This window comes from Curtobacterium sp. 314Chir4.1 (assembly GCF_900215175.1).
Lineage (GTDB): Bacteria > Actinomycetota > Actinomycetes > Actinomycetales > Microbacteriaceae > Curtobacterium > Curtobacterium pusillum_A.
This window is the reverse complement of the sequence record NZ_OCMI01000001.1, coordinates 200,241-220,913: the sequence shown is the minus strand read 5'-3', so window position 1 is coordinate 220,913 and position 20,673 is coordinate 200,241. Positions and strand designations below refer to the sequence as shown.

At 73.0% G+C, this 20,673-nt stretch carries 18 protein-coding genes and 1 tRNA gene; 12 read left to right on the top strand and 7 right to left on the bottom strand.

What is annotated here, in order from left to right:
* Positions 1–40 precede the first annotated feature (40 nt).
* Together CRP27_RS00995 and argS are read right to left on the bottom strand one after the other, a co-directional pair.
* Entirely contained in the window at positions 41–796 is a 756-nt protein-coding gene (locus tag CRP27_RS00995) for a DUF2993 domain-containing protein (RefSeq protein WP_097178945.1), read from the bottom strand.
* Positions 797–1,079: 283 nt separating this feature from the next.
* Positions 1,080–2,750, bottom strand: coding sequence for an arginine--tRNA ligase (argS, locus tag CRP27_RS00990; protein ID WP_097178944.1), 1,671 nt, complete (start codon positions 2,748–2,750; stop codon positions 1,080–1,082).
* 71 nt (positions 2,751–2,821) lie between these two features.
* On the opposite strand from argS, the gene CRP27_RS00985 reads away from it, so the two are divergent.
* The 5 genes from CRP27_RS00985 to CRP27_RS00965 all read left to right on the top strand — a co-directional run bounded on the left by CRP27_RS00985 (position 2,822) and on the right by CRP27_RS00965 (position 10,306).
* Positions 2,822–3,400, top strand: coding sequence for a hypothetical protein (locus tag CRP27_RS00985; protein WP_097178943.1), 579 nt, complete (start codon positions 2,822–2,824; stop codon positions 3,398–3,400).
* A 361-nt stretch (positions 3,401–3,761) separates the two neighbouring features.
* Positions 3,762–3,833 (top strand) — tRNA-Arg (locus CRP27_RS00980).
* 121 nt (positions 3,834–3,954) lie between these two features.
* Entirely contained in the window at positions 3,955–5,007 is a 1,053-nt protein-coding gene (locus CRP27_RS00975; RefSeq protein WP_097178942.1) for a Gfo/Idh/MocA family protein, read from the top strand.
* A gap of 44 nt (positions 5,008–5,051) precedes the next feature.
* On the top strand, positions 5,052–8,987 hold the full coding sequence (locus CRP27_RS00970; RefSeq protein ID WP_255257389.1) for a Pls/PosA family non-ribosomal peptide synthetase: 3,936 nt from the start codon (positions 5,052–5,054) through the stop codon (positions 8,985–8,987).
* Positions 8,984–10,306 (top strand): M1 family metallopeptidase, encoded by a 1,323-nt coding sequence (locus CRP27_RS00965; RefSeq protein WP_097179578.1) that lies wholly within the window; start codon positions 8,984–8,986, stop codon positions 10,304–10,306. Before CRP27_RS00970 ends, CRP27_RS00965 begins: the two co-directional genes overlap by 4 nt.
* Here CRP27_RS00965 and CRP27_RS00960 read toward each other — a convergent pair.
* On the bottom strand, positions 10,303–10,578 hold the full coding sequence (locus CRP27_RS00960) for a helix-turn-helix domain-containing protein (protein ID WP_097178941.1): 276 nt from the start codon (positions 10,576–10,578) through the stop codon (positions 10,303–10,305). The two genes, CRP27_RS00965 and CRP27_RS00960, sit on opposite strands and share 4 nt — an antisense overlap.
* A gap of 45 nt (positions 10,579–10,623) precedes the next feature.
* Between CRP27_RS00960 and map the strand changes: the two genes are divergently transcribed.
* Positions 10,624–11,391 carry a type I methionyl aminopeptidase gene (gene map, locus CRP27_RS00955; protein WP_097178940.1) on the top strand — a complete coding sequence of 256 codons (768 nt, stop codon included), beginning with the start codon at positions 10,624–10,626 and terminating at the stop codon, positions 11,389–11,391.
* Here the strand turns inward: map and CRP27_RS00950 are convergent.
* Both CRP27_RS00950 and CRP27_RS00945 read right to left on the bottom strand, forming a co-directional pair.
* Positions 11,351–11,941, bottom strand: a complete 591-nt coding sequence (locus tag CRP27_RS00950) for a 4'-phosphopantetheinyl transferase superfamily protein (RefSeq protein WP_097178939.1) — start codon at positions 11,939–11,941, stop codon at positions 11,351–11,353. The two genes, map and CRP27_RS00950, sit on opposite strands and share 41 nt — an antisense overlap.
* Before the next feature lie 21 nt (positions 11,942–11,962).
* A complete protein-coding gene (locus CRP27_RS00945) occupies positions 11,963–12,166 on the bottom strand; it encodes a hypothetical protein (RefSeq protein WP_071291810.1) in 204 nt (67 codons plus the stop codon).
* 209 nt (positions 12,167–12,375) lie between these two features.
* On the opposite strand from CRP27_RS00945, the gene CRP27_RS18575 reads away from it, so the two are divergent.
* The 5 genes from CRP27_RS18575 to CRP27_RS00920 all read left to right on the top strand — a co-directional run bounded on the left by CRP27_RS18575 (position 12,376) and on the right by CRP27_RS00920 (position 17,853).
* Entirely contained in the window at positions 12,376–14,376 is a 2,001-nt protein-coding gene (locus tag CRP27_RS18575) for a YgcG family protein (protein ID WP_097178938.1), read from the top strand.
* A gap of 69 nt (positions 14,377–14,445) precedes the next feature.
* Positions 14,446–15,171: a PspA/IM30 family protein gene (locus CRP27_RS00935; RefSeq protein ID WP_097178937.1), complete on the top strand. Its 726-nt coding sequence runs from the start codon at positions 14,446–14,448 to the stop codon at positions 15,169–15,171.
* A 45-nt stretch (positions 15,172–15,216) separates the two neighbouring features.
* Positions 15,217–16,038 carry an arginase family protein gene (locus CRP27_RS00930; RefSeq protein ID WP_097178936.1) on the top strand — a complete coding sequence of 274 codons (822 nt, stop codon included), beginning with the start codon at positions 15,217–15,219 and terminating at the stop codon, positions 16,036–16,038.
* Between the two features lie 52 nt (positions 16,039–16,090).
* A complete protein-coding gene (locus CRP27_RS00925; protein ID WP_097178935.1) occupies positions 16,091–17,494 on the top strand; it encodes an NAD(P)/FAD-dependent oxidoreductase in 1,404 nt (467 codons plus the stop codon).
* Between the two features lie 2 nt (positions 17,495–17,496).
* Entirely contained in the window at positions 17,497–17,853 is a 357-nt protein-coding gene (locus CRP27_RS00920; RefSeq protein ID WP_176505420.1) for a Fe-S oxidoreductase, read from the top strand.
* A gap of 59 nt (positions 17,854–17,912) precedes the next feature.
* Here CRP27_RS00920 and CRP27_RS00915 read toward each other — a convergent pair whose 3' ends face one another.
* Both CRP27_RS00915 and CRP27_RS00910 read right to left on the bottom strand, forming a co-directional pair.
* On the bottom strand, positions 17,913–18,719 hold the full coding sequence (locus CRP27_RS00915) for an ABC transporter ATP-binding protein (protein WP_097178934.1): 807 nt from the start codon (positions 18,717–18,719) through the stop codon (positions 17,913–17,915).
* Positions 18,716–19,612, bottom strand: coding sequence for a siderophore-interacting protein (locus tag CRP27_RS00910; protein ID WP_097178933.1), 897 nt, complete (start codon positions 19,610–19,612; stop codon positions 18,716–18,718). The genes CRP27_RS00915 and CRP27_RS00910 overlap by 4 nt, the downstream gene beginning before the upstream one ends.
* A 64-nt stretch (positions 19,613–19,676) precedes the next feature.
* Here CRP27_RS00910 and CRP27_RS00905 point away from each other — a divergent pair, with 64 nt between their 5' ends.
* Positions 19,677–20,633, top strand: a complete 957-nt coding sequence (locus tag CRP27_RS00905) for an alpha/beta fold hydrolase (protein WP_176505419.1) — start codon at positions 19,677–19,679, stop codon at positions 20,631–20,633.
* Positions 20,634–20,673: the final 40 nt, after the last annotated feature.

The following is a 20,673-nucleotide window of genomic DNA, read 5'->3' as shown; positions in this document are numbered from 1 at the left end:
GCCGAGCCGCGCCTCCAGGCCGTGTGACGCCGCCACGCGGCTACCCGCACTTCCCGACCGTCTGGAGTCCTGCTTCGTTGAGCGGCAGCGAGTCGGCCGTGACGCGCACCGACGCGTCCGACGCGGTGATGTCGAGCGACCGGACGCGCAGCTGCGACGGCAGGAACTGCGCGGTGCAGACCTGGACGGGCACGTTCGTGACACCGGGGATCGAGTCCACCTTGAGCCCGAGCGCCGAGTTCGTGATCCGCACCGTCTTCGGCGTGATCGTGATGCCCTTGCCGTCGTCCTGCGCGACGACGGCGCCCTTCGCCGCGTAGGTGATGTCGTAGCCGAGCACCGCGGTCTTGCCGGACAGCTCGACACCGCCGTCGACCAGGCTCAGACGGTCGAACAGGGGGCTGTACTTCGACAGCTCCTTCACCGACCCGGCGGCGAGCGTGACGTGCCCGTCGACGTCGCGCACGTCGCCCTTGCCGTCGATCGGCACGTCGTGCGCGGTGACGTCGGCCGCGAGCGGGATCCCGTCGATCGTGAGCTTCTGCGAGGAGATCTCGACGTCGTCGAGCGTGCCGCCGATGAGCTGCGGGATCACGACGCCGTTCGCGTGCGCTTCGACCTCGCCGGTCGCACCGGACGGCAGCGACTGCTCGACCTGCTGGGCGATCATGCGGTCGACGACCCCGCGGAGGACGAACTCCGCGATCACCACGAGCGCGGCGAGGACGACCACGACGACGATCAGGATGACGGGCCAGCGACGGCGCTTCCGGGGGGTCTCGGTGGCGGCGGACATGCGTCCCACCCTGCCAGGTGGTCCCGTGGGCGGGCCTGGAGGCGCGGCGCGGCCCCGGCGCGTCGGCGCGGCGCGGGGTGGCCGGGTCGGCGCCGGTGGCGGGCGGGGCCGGGTGCCGCCGGGTGCGCCGGGTGCCGCCGCGCGCGCCGGACGCGCGCGGCACGCGCGCCGGACGCGCGCGGCACAACCAAAGTCGCCCCGAACCACGGCGATCCGCGGTTCGGGGCGACTTTGGTTGTGCGCAGCGCGCAGCACCGGTCGGACGGCGCGCCAGCGCGGCGACCTACATCCGGGACGGTGCCGTGACGCCGAGCAGCCCCAGACCGTTGCGGACGACCTGGCCCGTGGCGTCGTTCAGCCAGAGGCGCGTGCGGTGCAGGTCCGTCACGGCCTCGTCACCGAGCGGCGTCACCCGGCAGGCGTCGTACCAGCGGTGGTACAGGCCGGCGAGCTGCTCGATGTACCGCGCGATGCGGTGCGGCTCGCGGAGCTCGGCCGCCTGGCGCACCACGCGCGGGTACTCCGCCAGGGCACCGAGCAGGGCGCCCTCGGTGTCGTGCGTCAGGAGCGAGGCGTCGAACGCCGAGCGGTCCACCCCGGCGGTCGCGGCGTTGCGGGCGACCGACTGCGTGCGGGCGTGCGCGTACTGCACGTAGAACACGGGGTTGTCGTTCGTGCGCTTGACGAGCAGGTCGAGGTCGATGTCGATCGCGGTGTCGCTGGCGAACCGGACGAGGGAGTACCGGCCGGCGTCCACACCCACGGCGTCGACGAGGTCCTCCATCGTGACGATCGTGCCCGCGCGCTTCGACATGCGCATCGGCTCACCGTCCTTGAGCAGGTTGACCATCTGCCCGATGAGGATCTCGAGGTTCTTGCCCGGCTCGTCCCCGAAGGCGGCACACATCGCCATCATCCGGCCGACGTAGCCGTGGTGGTCCGCGCCGAGCATGATCAGGTTGCGCTCGAACCCGCGCTCACGCTTGTCGAGGTAGTACGCCAGGTCGCCCGCGATGTACGCCGGCTCGCCGTCGGACTTGATGACGACGCGGTCCCGGTCGTCGCCGAAGTCGGTCGTCCGGAGCCACTCGGCACCCTCGGCCTCGTACATCACGCCCGCCGAACGGAGCCGCTCGATGGCGCGCTCGACGGCCTTCGACTCGTGCAGCGCGTTCTCGTGGAAGTACACGTCGAAGTCGACGCCGAAGTCGTGCAGCGAGGCCTTGATGTCCGCGAACATGAAGTCCACGCCCTCGCGCCGGAAGACCTCCTGCGCCTCGTCGCGCGGCAGGTCCTTCACGTCGATCGTGGGGTCGAGCGTGGCGATCACCCGCGCCGCGATGTCCGAGATGTAGGCGCCGCCGTAGCCGTCCTCCGGCGTGGGCTCCCCCAGCGCCGAGGCGACGAGGGACCGGGCGAACCGGTCGATCTGCGCGCCGTGGTCGTTGAAGTAGTACTCCCGCGTGACGAGCCCGCCCTGCGCCTGGAACACCCGGGCCAGCGAGTCGCCGACCGCGGCCCAGCGCACGCCGCCCATGTGGATCGGGCCGGTCGGGTTCGCCGACACGAACTCCAGGTTGATGCGGACGCCGTCGTACAGGTCGCCGTGCCCGAAGGACTCGCCGCCCTCGACGATGGTGCGGGCGATCTCTCCGGCGGCCGCGGCCTCGAGCGTGATGTTGATGAACCCGGGTCCGGCGACGTCGACCGAGGCCACGCCGTCCAGCTCGGTGAGCTCACCGGCGATCTCCGTCGCGAGCTCGCGCGGGTTCGTGCCGAGACGCTTCGCGAGCTGCATCGCGGCGTTCGACGCCCAGTCGCCGTGCGCACGGTTCTTCGGACGCTCGAGGGCCACGTGGGACTCCTCGATCGTCACGGTGTCGGACGCGCCGCGTCGCTCGACGATCCCGGTCAGGATCGACAGGTACGCAACGGAGAGTTCGGCAGGAGTCACGAGGACCGAGTCTACCGGGACACGCAGGCGGCTCCGGGCCGATGCCCGAGCCCGTGCACCATCATGTCGGGATGACCTCCCGCAGCCGCGTCCGGGCGATCGGCACCGCCCTGCTCACCGTGTCCGCGTCCGTCGCCCTCGTGGCGTGCTCCGGGAGCGGCGGCACGGACGACGCCACCCCCAGCGCCAGCGCAGCACCCGTCGGGAAGCGCGTCGCCCAGACGTGCGGCGAGCTCCTGCCGTCGGGGTCGCTCGACGTCTACGGGAAGACCTTCACCATCGACCGCGACTACGAGCCCGAGAAGGGGTCGCCGGCCGCCCGGATCGCCCAGCAGCGCGGCCGCGTGTGCCACTGGACGGCGGCCGACGACGCTTCGACGACCATCACCCTGGCCGTCGCGGACCTGCCTGAGAAGTCGCTCACGAACCTCAAGGACGCGCTCTACGAGCGGGGCGGTTCGGTGCCGACCTACCGCGTCGAGGGGTACTTCTCGCTCACCGACGGCATCGGACGCGCCGACGCCTTCGCGGACCCGTACTGGATCACCGCGACCTCGACCCTGTTCACCGAGCCGGGCGGCGCGCAGCCCGTCATCGACACGGTGCGGGGCGTCGTCGCGCCGTCGGCATCGGCGACACCGACCGGCTGAGCCCGTTCCCGGTCGGTCGTCGTCGGTACACCTGGCGGAATCGGGCGTACCTGGTCAGTTCTTCCGGCCAGGTACGCCCGTTCCCGCTTCCCATCGCGCGCGTTCTGGGAAGGTCCGCATCGAGTGCGCCACGCGCCCGCCGCACCCATGCAACGGACGGGAGGCACGGTGCGGCACCGCTCGCGCCTCCCGTCCGCTGGCTGGTCACCGACGTACCTTGCGAAAACGGGCGTGCCTGGTCAAGTGTTTTGACCAGGCACGCCCGTTTCTGCATTCCATTGCGCGCGTTCTGGGAAGACCCGCGCCGACACGCGTGGTCCTGGACAGCGGCGCCGACCTGCTACGGTTGATCCCACCCAGGGCCCCCATAGCTCAGGGGATAGAGCACTGCCCTCCGGAGGCAGGGGCGGAGGTTCGAATCCTCCTGGGGGCACAGTCACGTTCCCGCGCAAGCAGACGTCTTCGCTTCGCTCAGTCGGCTGCGCGCGATGTCGGCTTCGCCGACCTTCCCTCCGGGGCCGGTTGGGCCGGGGGCCCTCCGGTACCGTCAGAGCATGACGACGACGTTTCCCGAAGCTGACGTCCACCCGCTCCGCGGCGGGCCCGTGCTGCGGTGGGGCGTGATCGGGCCGGGGGTGATCGCGGGCGACTTCACGAGCACGCTGCACGCCAACTCGGACCAGCGGGTCGTGGCCGTCGGCTCCCGCTCCCCCGAACGCGCCGCCGCGTTCGCCGCACGGCACGAGATCGCGGGCGTGCACGGCTCGTACGGAGCGCTGGTGGCCGACCCGGCGGTGGACGTCGTCTACGTCGCGTCCCCGCACCCGCAGCACCTCGAGCACGCGCTCCTCGCGATCGCCGCAGGCAAGCACGTCCTCGTCGAGAAGCCGATGACGACGTCCGAGGCCGACACGCGCACCCTCGCGACGGCGGCCCGCGACGCCGGGGTGTTCGCGATGGAGGCGATGTGGACGCGGTACCTCCCCGGCACCACCGTCGTGGCGCGGCTCCTGGCGGACGGCGCCCTGGGCGACGTCCGGCTCGCCACCGTCGACGTCGGGTGGCCGCACGAGCCCGACCCGGCGGACCGGATGTTCGACCCCGCCGCAGGCGGGGGCGCGCTCCTCGACGCCGGTGTGTACGGGCACTGGTTCGCACGCTTCGCCACCGGCGCCCCGGTGACCAGCAGGACGACGGGGGCGCTGTCGGGACGCGGGGTGGACCTCCAGTCCGTCACCGTGTCGACGGCGGACGGTGGCGCGCAGGCGGTGGTGACCACGTCGATGACGGCGTGGACGCCGGGCCTGGCGGTCGTCGCGGGCAGCCGCGCGACGGTCCGCTGGACCGACCACTTCGTGTTCCCCGCGTCGTTCGCACTGCACCACGGAGCCGACGCGGAACGGTGGGATGACCCGAGCGGCCTCCGAGGACGGCAGGGGCTCGTCTGGCAGGCCGCCGCGCTCGCACGGTACGTCCACGAGGGGCGGACCGAGTCGCCGCTGCACTCCCTCGACGACTCCGTCGGTGTGGCCGCAGCGCTCGACGCCGCACGCGCCGCACTCGGGCCGACCCCGGCTGTTCCCCAGCGCGTCACGTCGACCCCCTAGGATCACCGGCCGGTCGTCCTGCACGCGACCGGGAAGAGGACTCGATGACCACCGCCACCGGGAACCCGCAGCTCGAACTCGCCCGCGGCGAGCACGCACCGGCACCGCGGACGCTGCTCGACGTCCTCACGACCACGGCTAAAGATCATCCCGACGCCCTCGCACTCGAGGACCCCGCCGGGACCATCGACTACGCCACGCTGCTGCGGCTCGTGCACGAGCAGGCCGACGACCTGGCGCGTCGCGGTGTCCGGCGCGGCGACCGGGTCGGCGTGCGGATCCCGTCCGGCGGCCGTGACCTGTACGTGTCGATCCTCGCCGTCCTCGCGGCCGGTGCCGCGTACGTGCCGGTGGACGCCGACGACCCGGAGGAACGGGCGACGCTCGTGTTCGGCGAGGCGGGGGTCGTCGGGGTGATCGGTGCGGGCGGCGTGCTCCGTCGCGACGGGGCGCCGGACGCCGAGCCCTCCCCCGTCGTCGACGCCGCGGCGAGCGCCGCCGCACCGAGCACGGACGACGACGCCTGGATCATCTTCACGTCGGGGTCGACCGGGGTGCCGAAGGGCGTCGCGGTCACGCACCGTTCCGCGGCGGCGTTCGTGGACGCCGAGGCGCGGATGTTCCTGCAGCCGGCGCCGATCGGTCCCGGCGACCGGGTGCTGGCGGGGTTGAGCGTGGCGTTCGACGCGTCGTGCGAGGAGATGTGGTTGGCCTGGGGGCACGGTGGGTGCCTGGTCCCGGCGCCGCGGTCGCTCGTGCGGACGGGGGTGGACCTCGGGCCGTGGCTGATCGCGCACGGGATCACGGTGGTGTCGACGGTGCCGACCCTGGCGGCGCTGTGGCCGGACGACGCCCTGGAGCAGGTGCGGCTGGTGATCTTCGGGGGCGAGGCGTGCCCGCCGGAGCTCGCGGCACGGATCGCGAGCCGGGACCGCGAGGTCTGGAACACGTACGGGCCGACCGAGGCGACGGTGGTGGCGTGCGGGGCCCTGCTGGACGGGAGCGCGCCGATCCGGATCGGCCTCCCGTTGGACGGGTGGGACCTGGCGGTCGTGGACGCCGCGGGGCAGCGGGTCGAGGCGGGCGGGGTCGGCGAGCTGGTGATCGGCGGTGTCGGGCTGGGCCGGTACCTGGACCCGGCGAAGGACGCCGAGAAGTACGCGCCGTTCCCGGAGCTCGGGTGGGAGCGGGCGTACCGGAGCGGCGACCTGGTGCGGTACGACCCCGAGGGGCTGGTGTTCCAGGGGCGTGCGGACGACCAGGTCAAGCTCGGTGGTCGGCGGATCGAGCTCGGGGAGATCGACGCGGCACTGCAGGCGCTCGACGACGTCGCGGGTGGAGCCGCGGTGGTGCAGCGGACGCCGGCGGGCAACCAGGTGCTGGTGGGGTACGTGGCGCCGGCGGCGGGTGGGTCGGTGGACGTGGCGGCGGCGAACGCCCGGCTGCGCGAGGAGTTGCCTGCTGCACTCGTCCCGCTCCTCGCGGTGGTGGAGTCGCTGCCGACGCGGACCTCGGGGAAGGTGGACCGGGCGGCGTTGCCGTGGCCGCTGCCCGGGTCCTCCGACGCGGCGATGCTGCCGGACACGGTGGCGTGGATCGCCGAGCGGTGGTCGGCGATCCTCGGGGTCCCGGTGGCGAGTGTCGACGACGACTTCTTCGCGCACGGCGGCGGGTCCCTGACGGCGGCGCAGCTGGTGTCGGCGATCCGGGAGCGGTTCCCGACGACGACGGTGGCGGACGTGTACGACCACCCGCGGATCGGGGCGCTGGCGGATGCGCTGGACGACTCCGGCCCGGTGGTGTCGGTCCCCCGGGACGTCCGTCCGGTGCCGCCGGCGACGGGTCTGGTGATGACGCTGCTCGGGGTGCCGGTGCAGGTGCTGCGCGGGCTGCGGGTGCTGACGTGGACGGCGCTCGTGGCCGCGGTGCTGCACGCCACGACGCTGCCGTTCGTCCCGGTGCTGCCGTGGCCGGTGCTGGTGGTCGCGCTGCTGCTGTTCGTGACGCCGGTCGGCAAGATGGCGGTGACGGTCGTGCTGGCGCGGCTGATCCTCGTCGGTGTGCGTCCGGGCGATCACCCCCGAGGCGGCTCCGTGCACGTGCGGGTCTGGCTGGCGGAGCGGATCGCGGAGGCGGTGGACGGCCCGTCGACGTCGGGGGCGCCGTGGATCAGCTACTACGCGCGGGCCCTCGGGGCGCGGATCGGCAAGGACGTCGACCTGCACACGCTGCCGCCGGTGACCGGCATGCTGACGATCGGAAAGCGTGCGTCGATCGAGCCCGAGGTGGACCTCGCCGGCCACTGGGTGGACGGGGACGTGTTCCGGATCGGGCGGGTCCGGGTGGACGCCGACGCGGTGGTGCACAGCCGCACGACGTTGCTGCCGGGGGCGCACGTCGGTGCGGGTGCCGCGGTCGAGGCGGGTTCGGCCGTCGCCGGCCGGGTCCCGGACGGGGAGCGCTGGGCGGGGTCGCCGGCGGAACGCGTCGGGTCGGCTCGACACGACCGGGAGGCGCGGCCGCCGTCGCGACGTCGGTGGCTGCTGGCGTACGGGGCCGGGTCCGTGGCCGTGGCCGGGTTGCCGGTGCTGGGTGTCGCTTCCGGGGTGGCGGTGGCGTGGCTGCTCGTGGGGTCGGCGTCCGCCCTCGGTGACGCGGTGCTGCGCGCGCTGGTGTGGGTGCCGCTCGCGACGGTCGTCGCGGGTGCGGTGTACGCGGCGCTGGTCGTCGGTGCGGTCCGGCTGCTCGGCATCGGCCTGCACGAGGGGCGGCACCCGGTGCGGTCCCGGATCGGCTGGCAGGTGTGGTGCACCGAGCGGGTCCTCGACGCGGCACGCACGCTCCTGTTCCCGCTGTACGCGTCGCTCGTGACCCCGGTGTGGTTGCGGCTGCTCGGCGCGCGGGTGGGGCGGAACACCGAGATCTCGACGGTCCTGCTCATCCCGGCGTTGACGCAGATCGCGTCGGGGGCGTTCCTGGCCGACGACACCATGGTGGCGACGTACGAGCTCGGCGGCGGTCGGGTGCGGATCGGCCGGTCGAAGGTGGGGCGGCGCGCGTTCCTCGGCAACAGCGGCATGACGGGGGCGGGTCGTTCGGTGCCGCGCGAGGCCCTGGTGGCGGTGCTGTCCGCCGTGCCGAAGAAGGCGAAGCGCGGCTCGTCGTGGCTCGGGTCGCCCCCGGTGCGGCTCCGTCGTGCCACGGCGGAGTTCGACGAGGAGCGCACGTTCCGGCCGTCGCGGTCCCTCAAGGTCGCCCGGGGCTGTTGGGAGCTGCTGCGGCTCGTCGCCCCGATGGTGTCCGCAGGGCTGGCGCTCGGCGTGGTCGGCACGCTGCTGGCACTGTGGTCCGCGGTCGGCATCGGGTGGACGGTGCTGCTCGCCGGGCCCGTCCTCATCGCCGCCGGGGCCGTGGCCGCCGTGGTGTCGACGATCGCGAAGTGGGTGTTCGTCGGTCGGATCGCGGCGCGGGAGCACCCGCTGTGGTCGTCGTTCGTGTGGCGGAACGAGGTGCAGGACACCTTCGTCGAGACCGTCGCCCGGCCGTGGTTCGCCGAGCAGGCCACCGGTACCCCGGCCCTCGCCGCGTGGCTGCGGAGCCTCGGGGCGACGATCGGTCGCGGCACCTGGCTCGAGACGTACTGGCTGCCGGAGGCCGACCTCGTCACGATCGGCGACGGCGCCTCGGTGGCACGAGGGACCGTCGTGCAGACGCACCTGTTCCACGACCGGGTGATGCAGCTCGACGAGGTCCGCCTCGACGCCGGCGCGACACTCGGTCCGCACAGCGTGGTCCTGCCAGCGGCGGGCATCGGCACGGGTGCCACGGTGGGACCGGCGTCGCTCGTGATGCGCGGTGAGCAGGTGCCCGGTGGGACGCACTGGGCGGGCAACCCGATCGCTCCGTGGACATCGGCGCCGACGGTGCCCGCCGCGCCGTCCGCGGCCGGTGTCAGCGTGGCAGACTTGCCGGCACCGTGAAGCCCGCCTCGACGAACCAAGACGCCGACCCGTACACCCCGCACAGCGGCGACCGGCGGTGGAGCGCCCGCCACTACGACCTCCGGCTGGAGTACCGCGTCGCCACGAACCGGCTCGACGGCACCGCCACCGTCACCGCACGGGCCGACGCGGACCTCGACCGGATCGTGCTCGACCTGCACGGACTCACGGTGGACCGCGTGGACGTCGACGGCCGGCGCGCCAGGAAGACCTCGACCGCGACGCACAAGCTGACGGTGACCCCGGCCGAGCCGATCGCCGCCGGAGCCGAGTTCACCGTCCACGTGAAGTACCGCGGCACCCCGCACCCGCTCCGGAGCCCGTGGGGCCAGATCGGCTGGGAGGAACTGACCGACGGTGTCATCGTCGCCGCGCAGCCGACCGGCGCACCCTCGTGGTTCCCGTGCAACGACCGCCCGGACGACAAGGCCACCTACCGCTTCGAGATCACCGCCGAGGCGGCGTACGACGTCCTCGCGAACGGCGACCTGCTCGGCAAGGAGCGCGCCCGCGCCGGCACCACCTGGACCTACGCCACGACGGACCCGATGGCGACGTACCTGGCGACCGTGCAGATCGGCCGGTACCGCACGACGAAGCTCCGCACGTCGGACGTCCCCGTCACGCTGCACCACCCCGCCGACCTCGCGGGCGCAGTGAAGACGGACTTCGGGCAGGTGCCGGACATGCTCGCCCTGTACGCCGACCGGTTCGGGCCGTACCCGTTCCCGGCGTACGCCGTCGTGGTCACCGACGACGACCTGGAGATCCCGCTCGAGGCGCACGGCCTCGCCGTCTTCGGCCGGAACCACGTCGACGGCGAGCACGGCACCGACCGACTCATCGCCCACGAACTGGCCCACCAGTGGTTCGGCAACTCGGTGACCGTCGCCCGGTGGCGGGACATCTGGCTGCACGAGGGGTTCGCCTGCTACGCGGAGTGGCTGTGGTCCGAGCACCGCGGCGGTGCCTCCGCGGACGACCTCGCACGGCGGTACCGCGACGGGCTCCTCGAGCAGCCGCAGGACCTCGTGGTGGGCGACCCTGGTGCGAAGGACATGTTCGACGACCGCGTCTACAAGCGCGGCGCACTCGCCCTGCACGCCGTCCGTCGTTCCGTCGGCGACGACGCGTTCTTCACCGGGCTCCGCACGATCACCGAGCGGCACCGGCACGGCTCGGTCCGGCCGGACGACGTGCTCGGTGCGTTCGCGGTCGCCGCGGGGACCACCGTCGACGCGGTGCGTGCGGTCACGGCACCGTGGATCGAGGAACCGGGCGTCCCGGACGCCGCCTAACCCGCGGCGGCGGTACCGGCCAGGTCGGGTTCGCAGCTGACCTCGGCCCACACGGCGTCGAGCGACAGCCCGACGACCCCGGCGACCGACGCGATCGTGGAGAACGCCGGCGTCGCGATGCGTCCGGTCTCGATCTTCCGGAGCGTCTCGGGCGAGATCCCGGCCGCGAGCGCGGTGTCGAGCATGGAACGCTGGCCCCGTGCACGACGGAGGAGCGCTCCGAGGCGACGACCACGGGCGACCTCGTCGGGGCTGAGCGGGAGTCGGACCATGTGCCCATACTAATCCCGGTCTTTCAGTACCGGTATGATCATCCCATGATCGAGATCCTCACCCCCGCCGAGGTCGAGCGGGCCCGCGCGACCGGCGCCCTCGTCGGCACGATCCTGCACACCCTGCGCGACCGCGTCCGTGTGGGCACGAACCTGCTCGAGATCGACCGCTGGGCGAAGGCGATGATCGAGGACGCCGGCGCCGACTCCTGCTACGTGGACTACGCGCCGTCGTTCGGCCGGGGCCCCTTCGGCCACCACATCTGCACCGCGGTGAACGACGCCGTCCTGCACGGGCTCCCCCACGACCGGGTGCTGGCGGACGGCGACCTCCTCACCCTCGACCTCGCGGTCTCCCTCGACGGCATCGCGGCCGACGCGGCGATCAGCTTCGTCGTCGGCACGCCCGACCCGGCGGACCTCGCTCTCATCGACGCCACCGAGCGAGCCCTCGCCGCCGCCATCGCGATCGCCGGGCCCGGCGTCCGCACCGGGGACCTCTCGCACGCGATCGGCACCGTGCTCGAGGAAGCCGGGTACCCGGTCAACGTCGAGTTCGGCGGCCACGGCATCGGCTCGACCATGCACCAGGACCCGCACGTCTCGAACACCGGCCGGCCCGGACGCGGCTACACGCTGCGGCCCGGTCTCCTCCTGGCGCTCGAACCATGGGTGATGGCGGACACCGACGTGCTCGTCACCGACCCGGACGGCTGGACGCTGCGGAGTGCCACCGGGGCACGCACCGCCCACACGGAGCACACCATCGCGATCACCGAGGACGGCGTCGAGGTCCTGACCCTGCCACGATGACCGGCACGCCGTCGGCCGCGACGGCGAGGACCGTGTCCGGCGCCGGGAAGGACACCGACACCGGGTGGTCGACACCGTCGAGGACGGCGACCATGCGGTCCAGGTCGACCTCGACCGCCCGCGGGTCGACGCGCAGCCCGCGGCCGTCGCGTTTGAGCACCGCCTCCTTCACCGTCCAGAGCACCGCGAGTTCGGTGGCGTCACCGCGCGCCCAGGCCGCTTCACGCGGGGTGAACGCGTCGACCGGGGCGGCCACGACCCGGGAGACCCGTTCGACGTCCACGCCGAGCGCAGCGGGTCCCACGGCCAGGGCGACGAGGTCCGTGGTGCGGGACAGACTCACGCCGACGGCGGAGCCGTCGACCGTGGCCCATGGACGACCGTGGTCGGTCCCGCCGCAGTGGGTGCAGACGCGCCCCGCGCGCACGGCCGAGACGTCGACCGCCGCAGCCGCCGCGACGGCGGCGAGCAGGGCCTCCCGGTCGTCCGCCGCGGTCGCGCCCGGCGCTGCCAGCGTCACGACGACCGACGGGAGGCGCGGGAGACTCACACAGGCGAGCCTACGAGGGGATCAGGCGTGCGTCAGCGCGATGAGCGCGACGTTCATGGTGCTGTAGAGGCCCTCGGAACGGGTGGCCTGTCGGACGCGGCCACGGAGGACCTCGTATCGACCATTGTGCTCGCGCACGAAACCGATCACGCCGCTCGCGGGCGTCGACACGCGGTGGTAGCCGTCCTCGAGCGGGACGACCTCGGTACTCGTTGTTCGCTCCATTGCAGTTCCCCTGTCTCGTTCGTCGTCGAACGCGCCCCGAGCATACCCCGGTCCGGGGGACAAACCGTCCACGGGTCCCGGGTTCGACGAGGGTTCGCCCGGAGTCTGTCCGAGCGTTGCGCAGCGTGGATAGACTCCGGGCAACAGCGCTCCGGGGCGCGGTTCCGGGGGTCCTCGGGACGGCGACCACGGCGACGGACGGAGGACGGATGCGAGCGGTCCAGGGCGGATCGGCCACGGCCAGGACGAACACGGACAGGGGGACATCGCGACTGATCGGCCGCCTCGCCGCGGCGCTGCTCGCCGTGTTCCTCGTGCTGGCGCCGGCGACGACGGCGCGGGCGACGGCGCCGGTCGACCTCGGCGGCGCGTACGTCCTCGACGAGGCGAACGTCCTGAGTGCCTCGCAGCAGTCCGACATCGAGAGCGCGATCAAGAAGCTCTACGACGAGACGCAGACCCAGCTGTACGTCGTGTTCGTGCCGACCTTCACGAACCCGTCCGAACACGCCGCGTGGGGCGACGCCACCATGCAGCGGAACCAGATCGACACCGACAGCATCGTGCTGTCGATCGCGGTCGACGACCGGATCGCCGACGTCCAGCAGACGAACGAGACGTCGATCTCCGCGAGCGACGCAGAGTCCGCGTACAACGACGACGCGGTGCCCGCGCTCAAGAACGGCGACTGGGCCGGAGCCGCCCTCGCGTTCGCGAACGGCCTGACCGAGACACAGGCCCCGCCGAACCTCACCTGGCTGTGGATCCTGCTCCTGGTGGTCGTCGTCGCCCTCGTCGTCATCGTGCTGGTCGTCCGCGCCAGGAACAAGCGCCGCACCGCCGCCGCGACCAGGGCACAGGAGGCCTCGCTCGCCGACCTCGAACGGACCGCCGGTGGCGCGCTCGTCACGATCGACGACGAGTTGCGCACCGCCGAACAAGAGGTCGGGTTCGCGACGGCGCAGTTCGGCGCCGACGCCGCCAAGCCGTTCGCCGAGGCCGTGGCGGCCGCCCAGCAGAACGTCCGCAAGGCCTTCACGTTCCAGCAGCAGCTCGACGACGAGATCCCGGACACCCCGCAGCAGCGCGCCGACTGGGCGAACCAGATCATCGCGATCTGCGAGCAGGCGCACGCGTCGATCGAGGAGCAGACGGAGTCCTTCGACAAGCTCCGCTCGCTCGAGGACGGCGTCGACGAGGCCGCCGTGGCCCTCGCCGAGGCCGTCGCCGCAGCGCCGGCGTCCGTGAGTGCTGCCGGTGCGGCGCTGGAGCGGGTGCGGCGCGCGTACACCGGCCGGACCCTCGCGACGGTGTCCGACAGCGTCGACCAGGCGCAGCAGGTTCTGGCGTACGCCACCGAACGCTCGCAGGCGGCCACCGCCGCGATCGCTGCGGGCGACAAGGGCGAGGCGGTCGTCGCCGTACGGGATGCCCAGCACGCCCTCGCCCAGGTGCAGCAGCTCACGTCGAGCGCCGTCGCCGCCGAGTCCACCTTCGCCGAGGCCACCGCGCGGGCCGAGGCCATGCGGATCGACATCGAGGGCGACGTCGCCGCGGCACGCACGCTACAGAGCGGTGGGCCGGAGCTCGCCGCCGCGGTCACCCGTGCCGAGACCGTCCTGCGGCAGGGCCTCGACCCGAAGGACCCGATCGCCGCGGTCGACGCACTGACCAAGGCGAACACCGAGATCGACCAGGCGATCGCCATCGCGCGGGGCGTCCAGGAGCAGCAGCAGCGGGCGGCCCGGGCGCTCGACGACGCACTGCGTGACGCCCGGAACCGGATCAGCCAGGCGCGCGAGTTCATCTCGCTGCACCGCGGCGGGGTCGGACCCACCGCACGGACGCGGTTGTCCGAGGCCGAACGCGCCCTCGACGACGCCGTGCAGCTCGCCACCACCGACCCCGGTCAGGCCCTGCAGGCTGCTCGTGCGGCCGAGCAGTACGCGGCCGCCGCGATGGACGCCGCGAACGACGACATGGGCGGCTGGGGCGGCGGCGGAGGCGGCTTCGGTGGCGGGGGCGGCAACGGCGCACAGCTCGGGGGGCTCGTCACCGGCATCGTCCTCGGCGGCCTGCTCGGCGGACGCGGCGGCAGCTTCGGCGGCGGCTCCTTCGGGGGCGGCGGCGGCTTCGGCGGTGGCGGGTTCGGCGGCGGCGGAGGCGGAGGCGGCGGCGGAGGCGGGTTCTCCGGCGGCGGCCGCTTCTAGATCCCCGCACCAGGCAGACCAGACCAGATCGACAGCACCACACCAGACCTTCCAGGAAAGGGAACAGCAATGGCAAAGCAGACGATCTTCGGACGCATCTCGACCCTCGTCCGAGCGAACATCAACCAGCTCATCGACAACGCCGAGGACCCGCAGAAGATGCTGGACCAGCTCGTGCGCGACTACACGAACAACATCGCGGACGCGAAGACGGCGATCGCGCAGACGATCGGCAACGTGCGCCTGCTCGAACAGGACCACGAGGAGGACAAGAAGGCCGCCACCGAGTGGGGTCAGAAGGCCGCGAACGCCTCCGTCGCCGCGGACAAGTACCGCGGCGAGGGCAAGACCGCCGAGGCCGACAAGTTCGACAACCTCGCCAAGATCGCCATCGCCAAGCAGATCGCCGCCGAGCAGGAGGTCAAGGACGCCGAACCGAACCTCGCCTCGCAGAACGAGGCCGTGGAGAAGCTCAAGGCCGGTCTCGCCGGCATGGAGCAGAAGCTCGAGGAGCTCCGCTCGAAGCGCGACAACCTCGTCGCCCGCTCCAAGACGGCCGAGGCGCAGTCGAAGGTCAACGACGCGCTCGGCAACATCGACGTGCTCGACCCGACGAGCGACCTCGGACGCTTCGAGGAGAAGGTCCGCCGTGAGGAAGCGAAGGTCCTCGGGCAGCAGGAGCTCCAGTCGTCGAGCCTCGACGCGCAGTTCGAGAGCCTCGAGGACGTCGGCAAGGACGCCGAGGTCGAGGCCCGTCTCGCCGCACTGAAGTCCGGCGGGTCGTCGAGCTTCTGAGCACCTCCACGGGCGACGCCGGACCCCACCTGACAGACTGAGACGATGCAGTTCCTCGTGGTCGGTCAGTGGCAGGGTTCGGCGTCGTCCCGTGCGATGCGCCTCGGGGACGGAGCGACGGCCATCGGTGCCGACCTCCCCCGGGCCTCCACCACCGTGATCGACGTCCCGGCGGGCGCGGGCGACCGCCTCGAGACCGCCGTCGCCCGGTACACCTCGGTGCTCGCCGTCTCCGACCGGGTCGCCGAGGAGACCGGCGTGGCCAGCGAACCCGTCCTCGTGGTCGGCGGGGACGGCGCCAGCATCCTGGGCGCCACCGTCGCCCTCGGGCCGGACACAGCGTTCGTGCGCATCGCCGGGTCGAGCGGCTTCCGCGCCCTGAACCGTGCGCAGCCCGTCGCAGCCGAGACCGCCGTGCTCCGAATCCTCGTCGACCGACCGGACGACCTCTTCCCCGCGATCCCGGTGGTCCCGGGGTCACGCGTGGTCGTCGCCGGCGTGCGCGGGATCGAGGACGCCGAGACGAACGCCCTCGACCGTGCCGGCATCGTGCACCTCGACGTCGACGCAGCGACCCCGGACGCGATCGCCGCCGCCGTCGACGCCACGGGAGCCGACGCCGTCTTCGTGCACGTCGACCTCGACGTCCTCGACCCGTCCGAGGTCGACGGACTGCTCGAGCCCGTGCCGTTCGGGCTCGACGGCGCGGGGCTCGTCGAGCGCATCCAGGCAGCGACCCGTGGGCGTCGGCTCGCCGGTGCCGCCCTCACCGGGTTCGCACCGGTCGACCCGGACCGGGCCGTCGACGACCTGGGCGTGATCCTCCGTGCGGTCGGCGCCCTGACGAGCGCGTCCCGAACCGCCTGACGAGCCCGTCGCGCTCGGCGGGACCCATGCCGATCCGCGTACGCTCGGCACCATGACGGACTACGACCTCATCGTGATCGGCGCCGGCGCAGTCGGCGAGAACGTGGCGGACTACGCCAAGAAGCGCGGCCTGACGGTGGCGATCGTGGAGGCCGAGCTCGTCGGCGGCGAGTGCTCGTACTGGGCGTGCATGCCGTCGAAGGCCCTCCTGCGCAGCGGTCACGCCCTCGCCGCGGCGAAGCGGCTGGACGGCGCGAAGCAGGCGGTCACCGGTGACCTCGACGCCGCGCACGTCCTCGCCCGACGGAACTCGTTCACCTCGGACTGGAAGGACGACGGGCAGGTCGCCTGGCTCGAGTCCGCCGACATTGACCTGATCCGCGGGCACGCCCGCATCACCGGCGAGAAGACGCTCGAGGTCGACGGCAAGACCTACACGGCCGCCGCGGCGATCGCCGTGGTCACCGGGTCGCTGCACACGCTCCCCGACGTCCCCGGCCTGGCCGACGCGAAGCCGTGGGGCACGCGTGAGGCGACGAGCGCCCAGCAGGTCCCGGAGAGCCTCCTCGTGATCGGGGGCGGCGTCTCGGGCTCCGAGCTCGCGACGGCGTGGGCGTCCCTCGGGGCGAAGGTCACCCTCGTGGCCCGGCACGGACTGCTCGGCGGGATGGAGCCGTTCGCCGGTGAGCTCGTCGCGGACTCGCTCCGTGACCTCGGCGTCGACGTCCGCACCGGAGTGAACCCCACACGCGTCGACCGCGACGAGCACGGCCTCGTCACCACCACGTTCGACGACGGCACCACCCTGGTGACCAGCGAGGTCCTCGCCGCGACCGGTCGTACCGCGACCACGAAGGACCTCGGCCTCGAGTCCGTCGGGCTGACCGCCGGGGACTGGCTGCAGGTCGACGACACGATGCTCGTGCACGGCACCGACTGGCTGTACGCGGTCGGCGACGTGAACCACCGCGTCCTCCTCACCCACCAGGGCAAGTACCAGGCGCGTGCTGCCGGCGAGGCGATCGCCGCCCGCCACCAGGGCACGCCGCTGCACACCGAGCCGTGGGGCGCGCACGTCGCCACGGCCGACCACGCCGCCGTGCCCCAGGTCACCTTCACCGACCCGGAGGTCGCGAGCGTCGGCCTCACCGAGGCGAAGGCCCGCGAGCAGGGTCTGAACGTCCGCGCCGTCGAGTACGAGCTCGGCAACGTCGCCGGAGCGTCCCTGCAGGCCGACGGCTACACCGGACGCGCCAAGATGGTCGTCGACGAGGACCGCGGGGTCGTCGTCGGGGTCACCTTCGTCGGACAGGACGTCGCCGAGATGCTGCACGCCGCGACGATCGCGATCGTGGGCGAGGTCCCGGTCGACCGCCTCTGGCACGCCGTCCCCGCCTACCCGACGATGAACGAGATCTGGCTCCGCCTGCTCGAGACCTACGGCCGCCCGGAGTAGCGGTGCGGAACCCCCTGCTCGACTCCCCCGTGTCGCGGGCGGGGTGGGTGTTCGCGACGGCGGTCGGTCTCGCCGTCGGCGTCCCGCTCTCCACCGGGAGGGTGCGGGTCGTCGACGGCCTGGTCGTCTGCTCCGGCCTGCCGCGCTGGGCGTTCCGGCGCGGTGGCACGTGCGTCGGCTCGGTGTACCTGACGCGGGACAACGACGGCGACCGGGTGCTCCGGCACGAGCGCGTGCACGTCGACCAGTGGCGGCGGTACGGGATGCTCATGCCGATCGTCTACGCGCTGGCCGGTCGGGACCCGCTGCGGAACCGGTTCGAGATCGAGGCCGGCCTCGAGGACGGCAACTACCGCTGACGCTCGCCGCCGAGGTCGCGCAACGCGCCGTGCGCGGGTTGCCCTCAGGCGGGCGCGGGTCAGGCGGCGCGACGCCGCGGGACCACGAGGGGCGTGCCCGTCTCCGGATCGGGGACGACCACGCACGGCAGGCCGAACACGTCCTCGACCAGGTCGGCCGTCACCACCGAAGTCGGCGGACCGGACGCCACGATCGACCCGTCGCGCATCGCGATCACGTGCGTGGCGTACCGCGCGGCCTGGTTGAGGTCGTGCAGCACCGCGACGACCGTCCGGCCCGCCGCGTGCAGTGCCGACGCGAGCTCGAGCACGTCGTACTGGTGTGCGATGTCGAGGAAGGTGGTGGGTTCGTCGAGCAGGACGATGTCGGTCTCCTGCGCGAGCACCATCGCGATCCACACCCGCTGCCGCTGCCCACCGGAGAGCTCGTCCACGCTGCGATCGGCGAGCGACACGGTCTCCGTCTGCTCGAGCGCCGCCTGCACCGCGACCCGGTCCGACCCGGAGGACGGGTGCAGCAGGTCCTGGTGCGGGAAGCGTCCGCGGGACACGAGGTCACGGACGGTGATGCCGTCCGGTGCGATGGGCGTCTGCGGGAGCATGCCGACCCGGCGCGCCACGGCCTTCGGGCGGAGGGAGGAGATCGGCGATCCGTCGAGGTAGACCGTGCCCGCGGTGGGCTTGAGGGTCCGCGCGAATGCCTTCAGCAGCGTCGACTTCCCGCACGCGTTCGGTCCGACGATCACTGTCAGCTCACCGTCGGGGATGTCGACGTCGAGCGCGGACACCACGACGCGGTCGTCGTACGCGAGCGTCAGCCCGCGGGCACCGAGCGACGTGGTCGGGAGCCCGGTCGCGGCGTTCAGTTCTCGGCCTTGCCGTGCCGCCAGTACCCCATGAACGCGACCTGCTTCCGGTCGAGCCCGACACCGCGCACGAGGTGCCGGCGGAGCTCCTTCACGCAGCCGGCCTCACCCGCGATCCAGGCGTAGACGGGGCGGGACTCCTCGGCGGCGGGGACGTCCCACAGCACCTGCTCGTCGACGTCGACGTCCGCGAGCTCGACGGTGTCCCCGCAGGCCGGTCCGGTGGCGACGGTGGAGGCCCACGCGTGCACCTGGTCGGTCATCCGGACGCCGTGCGTGGCGCCGTTCCGGGCGATCCAGCGGACCTCGACCCCGGCGGGCGCGGACACGGGCAGCCGGTCGGCGTCGGTCGGGACCTCGATGAAGACGTGGCCGACGGTGGAGACGTCGAGCCCTTCGAGGATGGCGCAGATCGCGGGCGCGGCGGTCTCGTCGCCGGCGAGCAGGATCCGGTTCGCGGCACCGGGGTCGAACTCGGCGGCACCGGTCGGGAGCTCGGCCGGCGACGACGGCACGGCTGGACCGACGATGCGCAGCTCGTCCCCGACCCGGCACTCCGAGACCCAGCGGGAGGCGGGCCCGGTGTCGCCGTGCGCGACGAAGTCGATGTCGAGCTCGCGGGCGTCCGGCCGGAACGAGCGGACCGTGTAGGTGCGCAGCGGGTTCCGGACGGCATCCGGCAGGGCTCGCCACGCGCCGTACCAGTCCTCGCCGTCCGGCAGGTCGGTGAACCCGTGTCCGGGGATGGGCAGCACGATCTTGATCCGCTGGTCGAGGCCGACGGCCGAGAACTCGGCGAGGGCGTCGCCCGTCAGGGTCACCCGGACGAAACTCGGGGTGAGCGACGTGACGGCGGCCACGCGGACGGAGAAGACACGGTACCGGGCTGCCACACCCCGAGTATGGCATGCCTTACCTAACGCGACCAGACCTGCGGAGGGTGCGAGGATCGATCCCGTGCCCACCGATCCCGTGCCCGATCCCGACGACGAGTTCGCGGACCTGACCGACCTCGCCAGCGCGAGCGGCGTGGCGGAGCCGCTCCGCGCCTCCAGGCAGGTGGTCCGCACCACGGCCGGACAGGAGATCGCGGCGATCCGGTGGGACGCGGGCCGGGAGGCACGGATCACCTACCTGCACGGGCTCGGCATCGACGCGCACAGCTTCGACCAGACCGCGCTCGCCGTCGGCGAGCCGGCGGTCGCCGTCGACCTGCCGGGCCACGGCCGGTCCGGCTGGCGCGACGACGCCGACTACGCGGCGGACGCGACCGCCCCCGACGTGCTCGTAGCGCTCGACGCCCTGGAGGTCCCGCCCGGCATCGTGGTCGGGCACTCCCTCGGCGCGATCCTCGCCGCCCGGCTCGCCGCCCTCGCTCCCGAGCGCGTGACCGGGCTCGTGCTCGTCGACATGTCGCCGGACTTCGCCCAGCGCGCCGTCGACCGGATCGCACGCGCGCTCGAGGCCGAGGAGCCGTTCACCTCCCTCGACCAGGTCGTCGACCGGGCGGTGGAGGCGCGGGTCGGCGACGACCGCGCCGTGCTCCTCCGCGAGGCCCGGCACACCACGCGCCTCGGTGCGGACGGCCGGCTCGTCCGACGCCACCACTTCCCGCACCTGCCCGCCGGACGGACGTCCTCGGTGGGGCGCTTCGCGGACGCCTGGCCCGACCTCGAGGCCCTCGACGTCCCGATCCTGCTCGTCCGCGGCGACCGCGGCTACGTCTCGCCGAAGCTGCACGCGCAGTTCGCCGAGCGCCTGCCGGACGCCTCGATCGTCACCGTCGAGGCCCGGCACGCCGTGCAGAACCAGGCACCCCTCGAACTGGCCACGGCAATCCGGGCATGGGCGGAACGTAACGGTTTGTTGCACCGGATCGAAGAACCGTCGCCGGACGACACCGGCCGCCGCTAACCTCGTCCAAGCGCGCGCGACGACCGTCGCCACCGCGCCG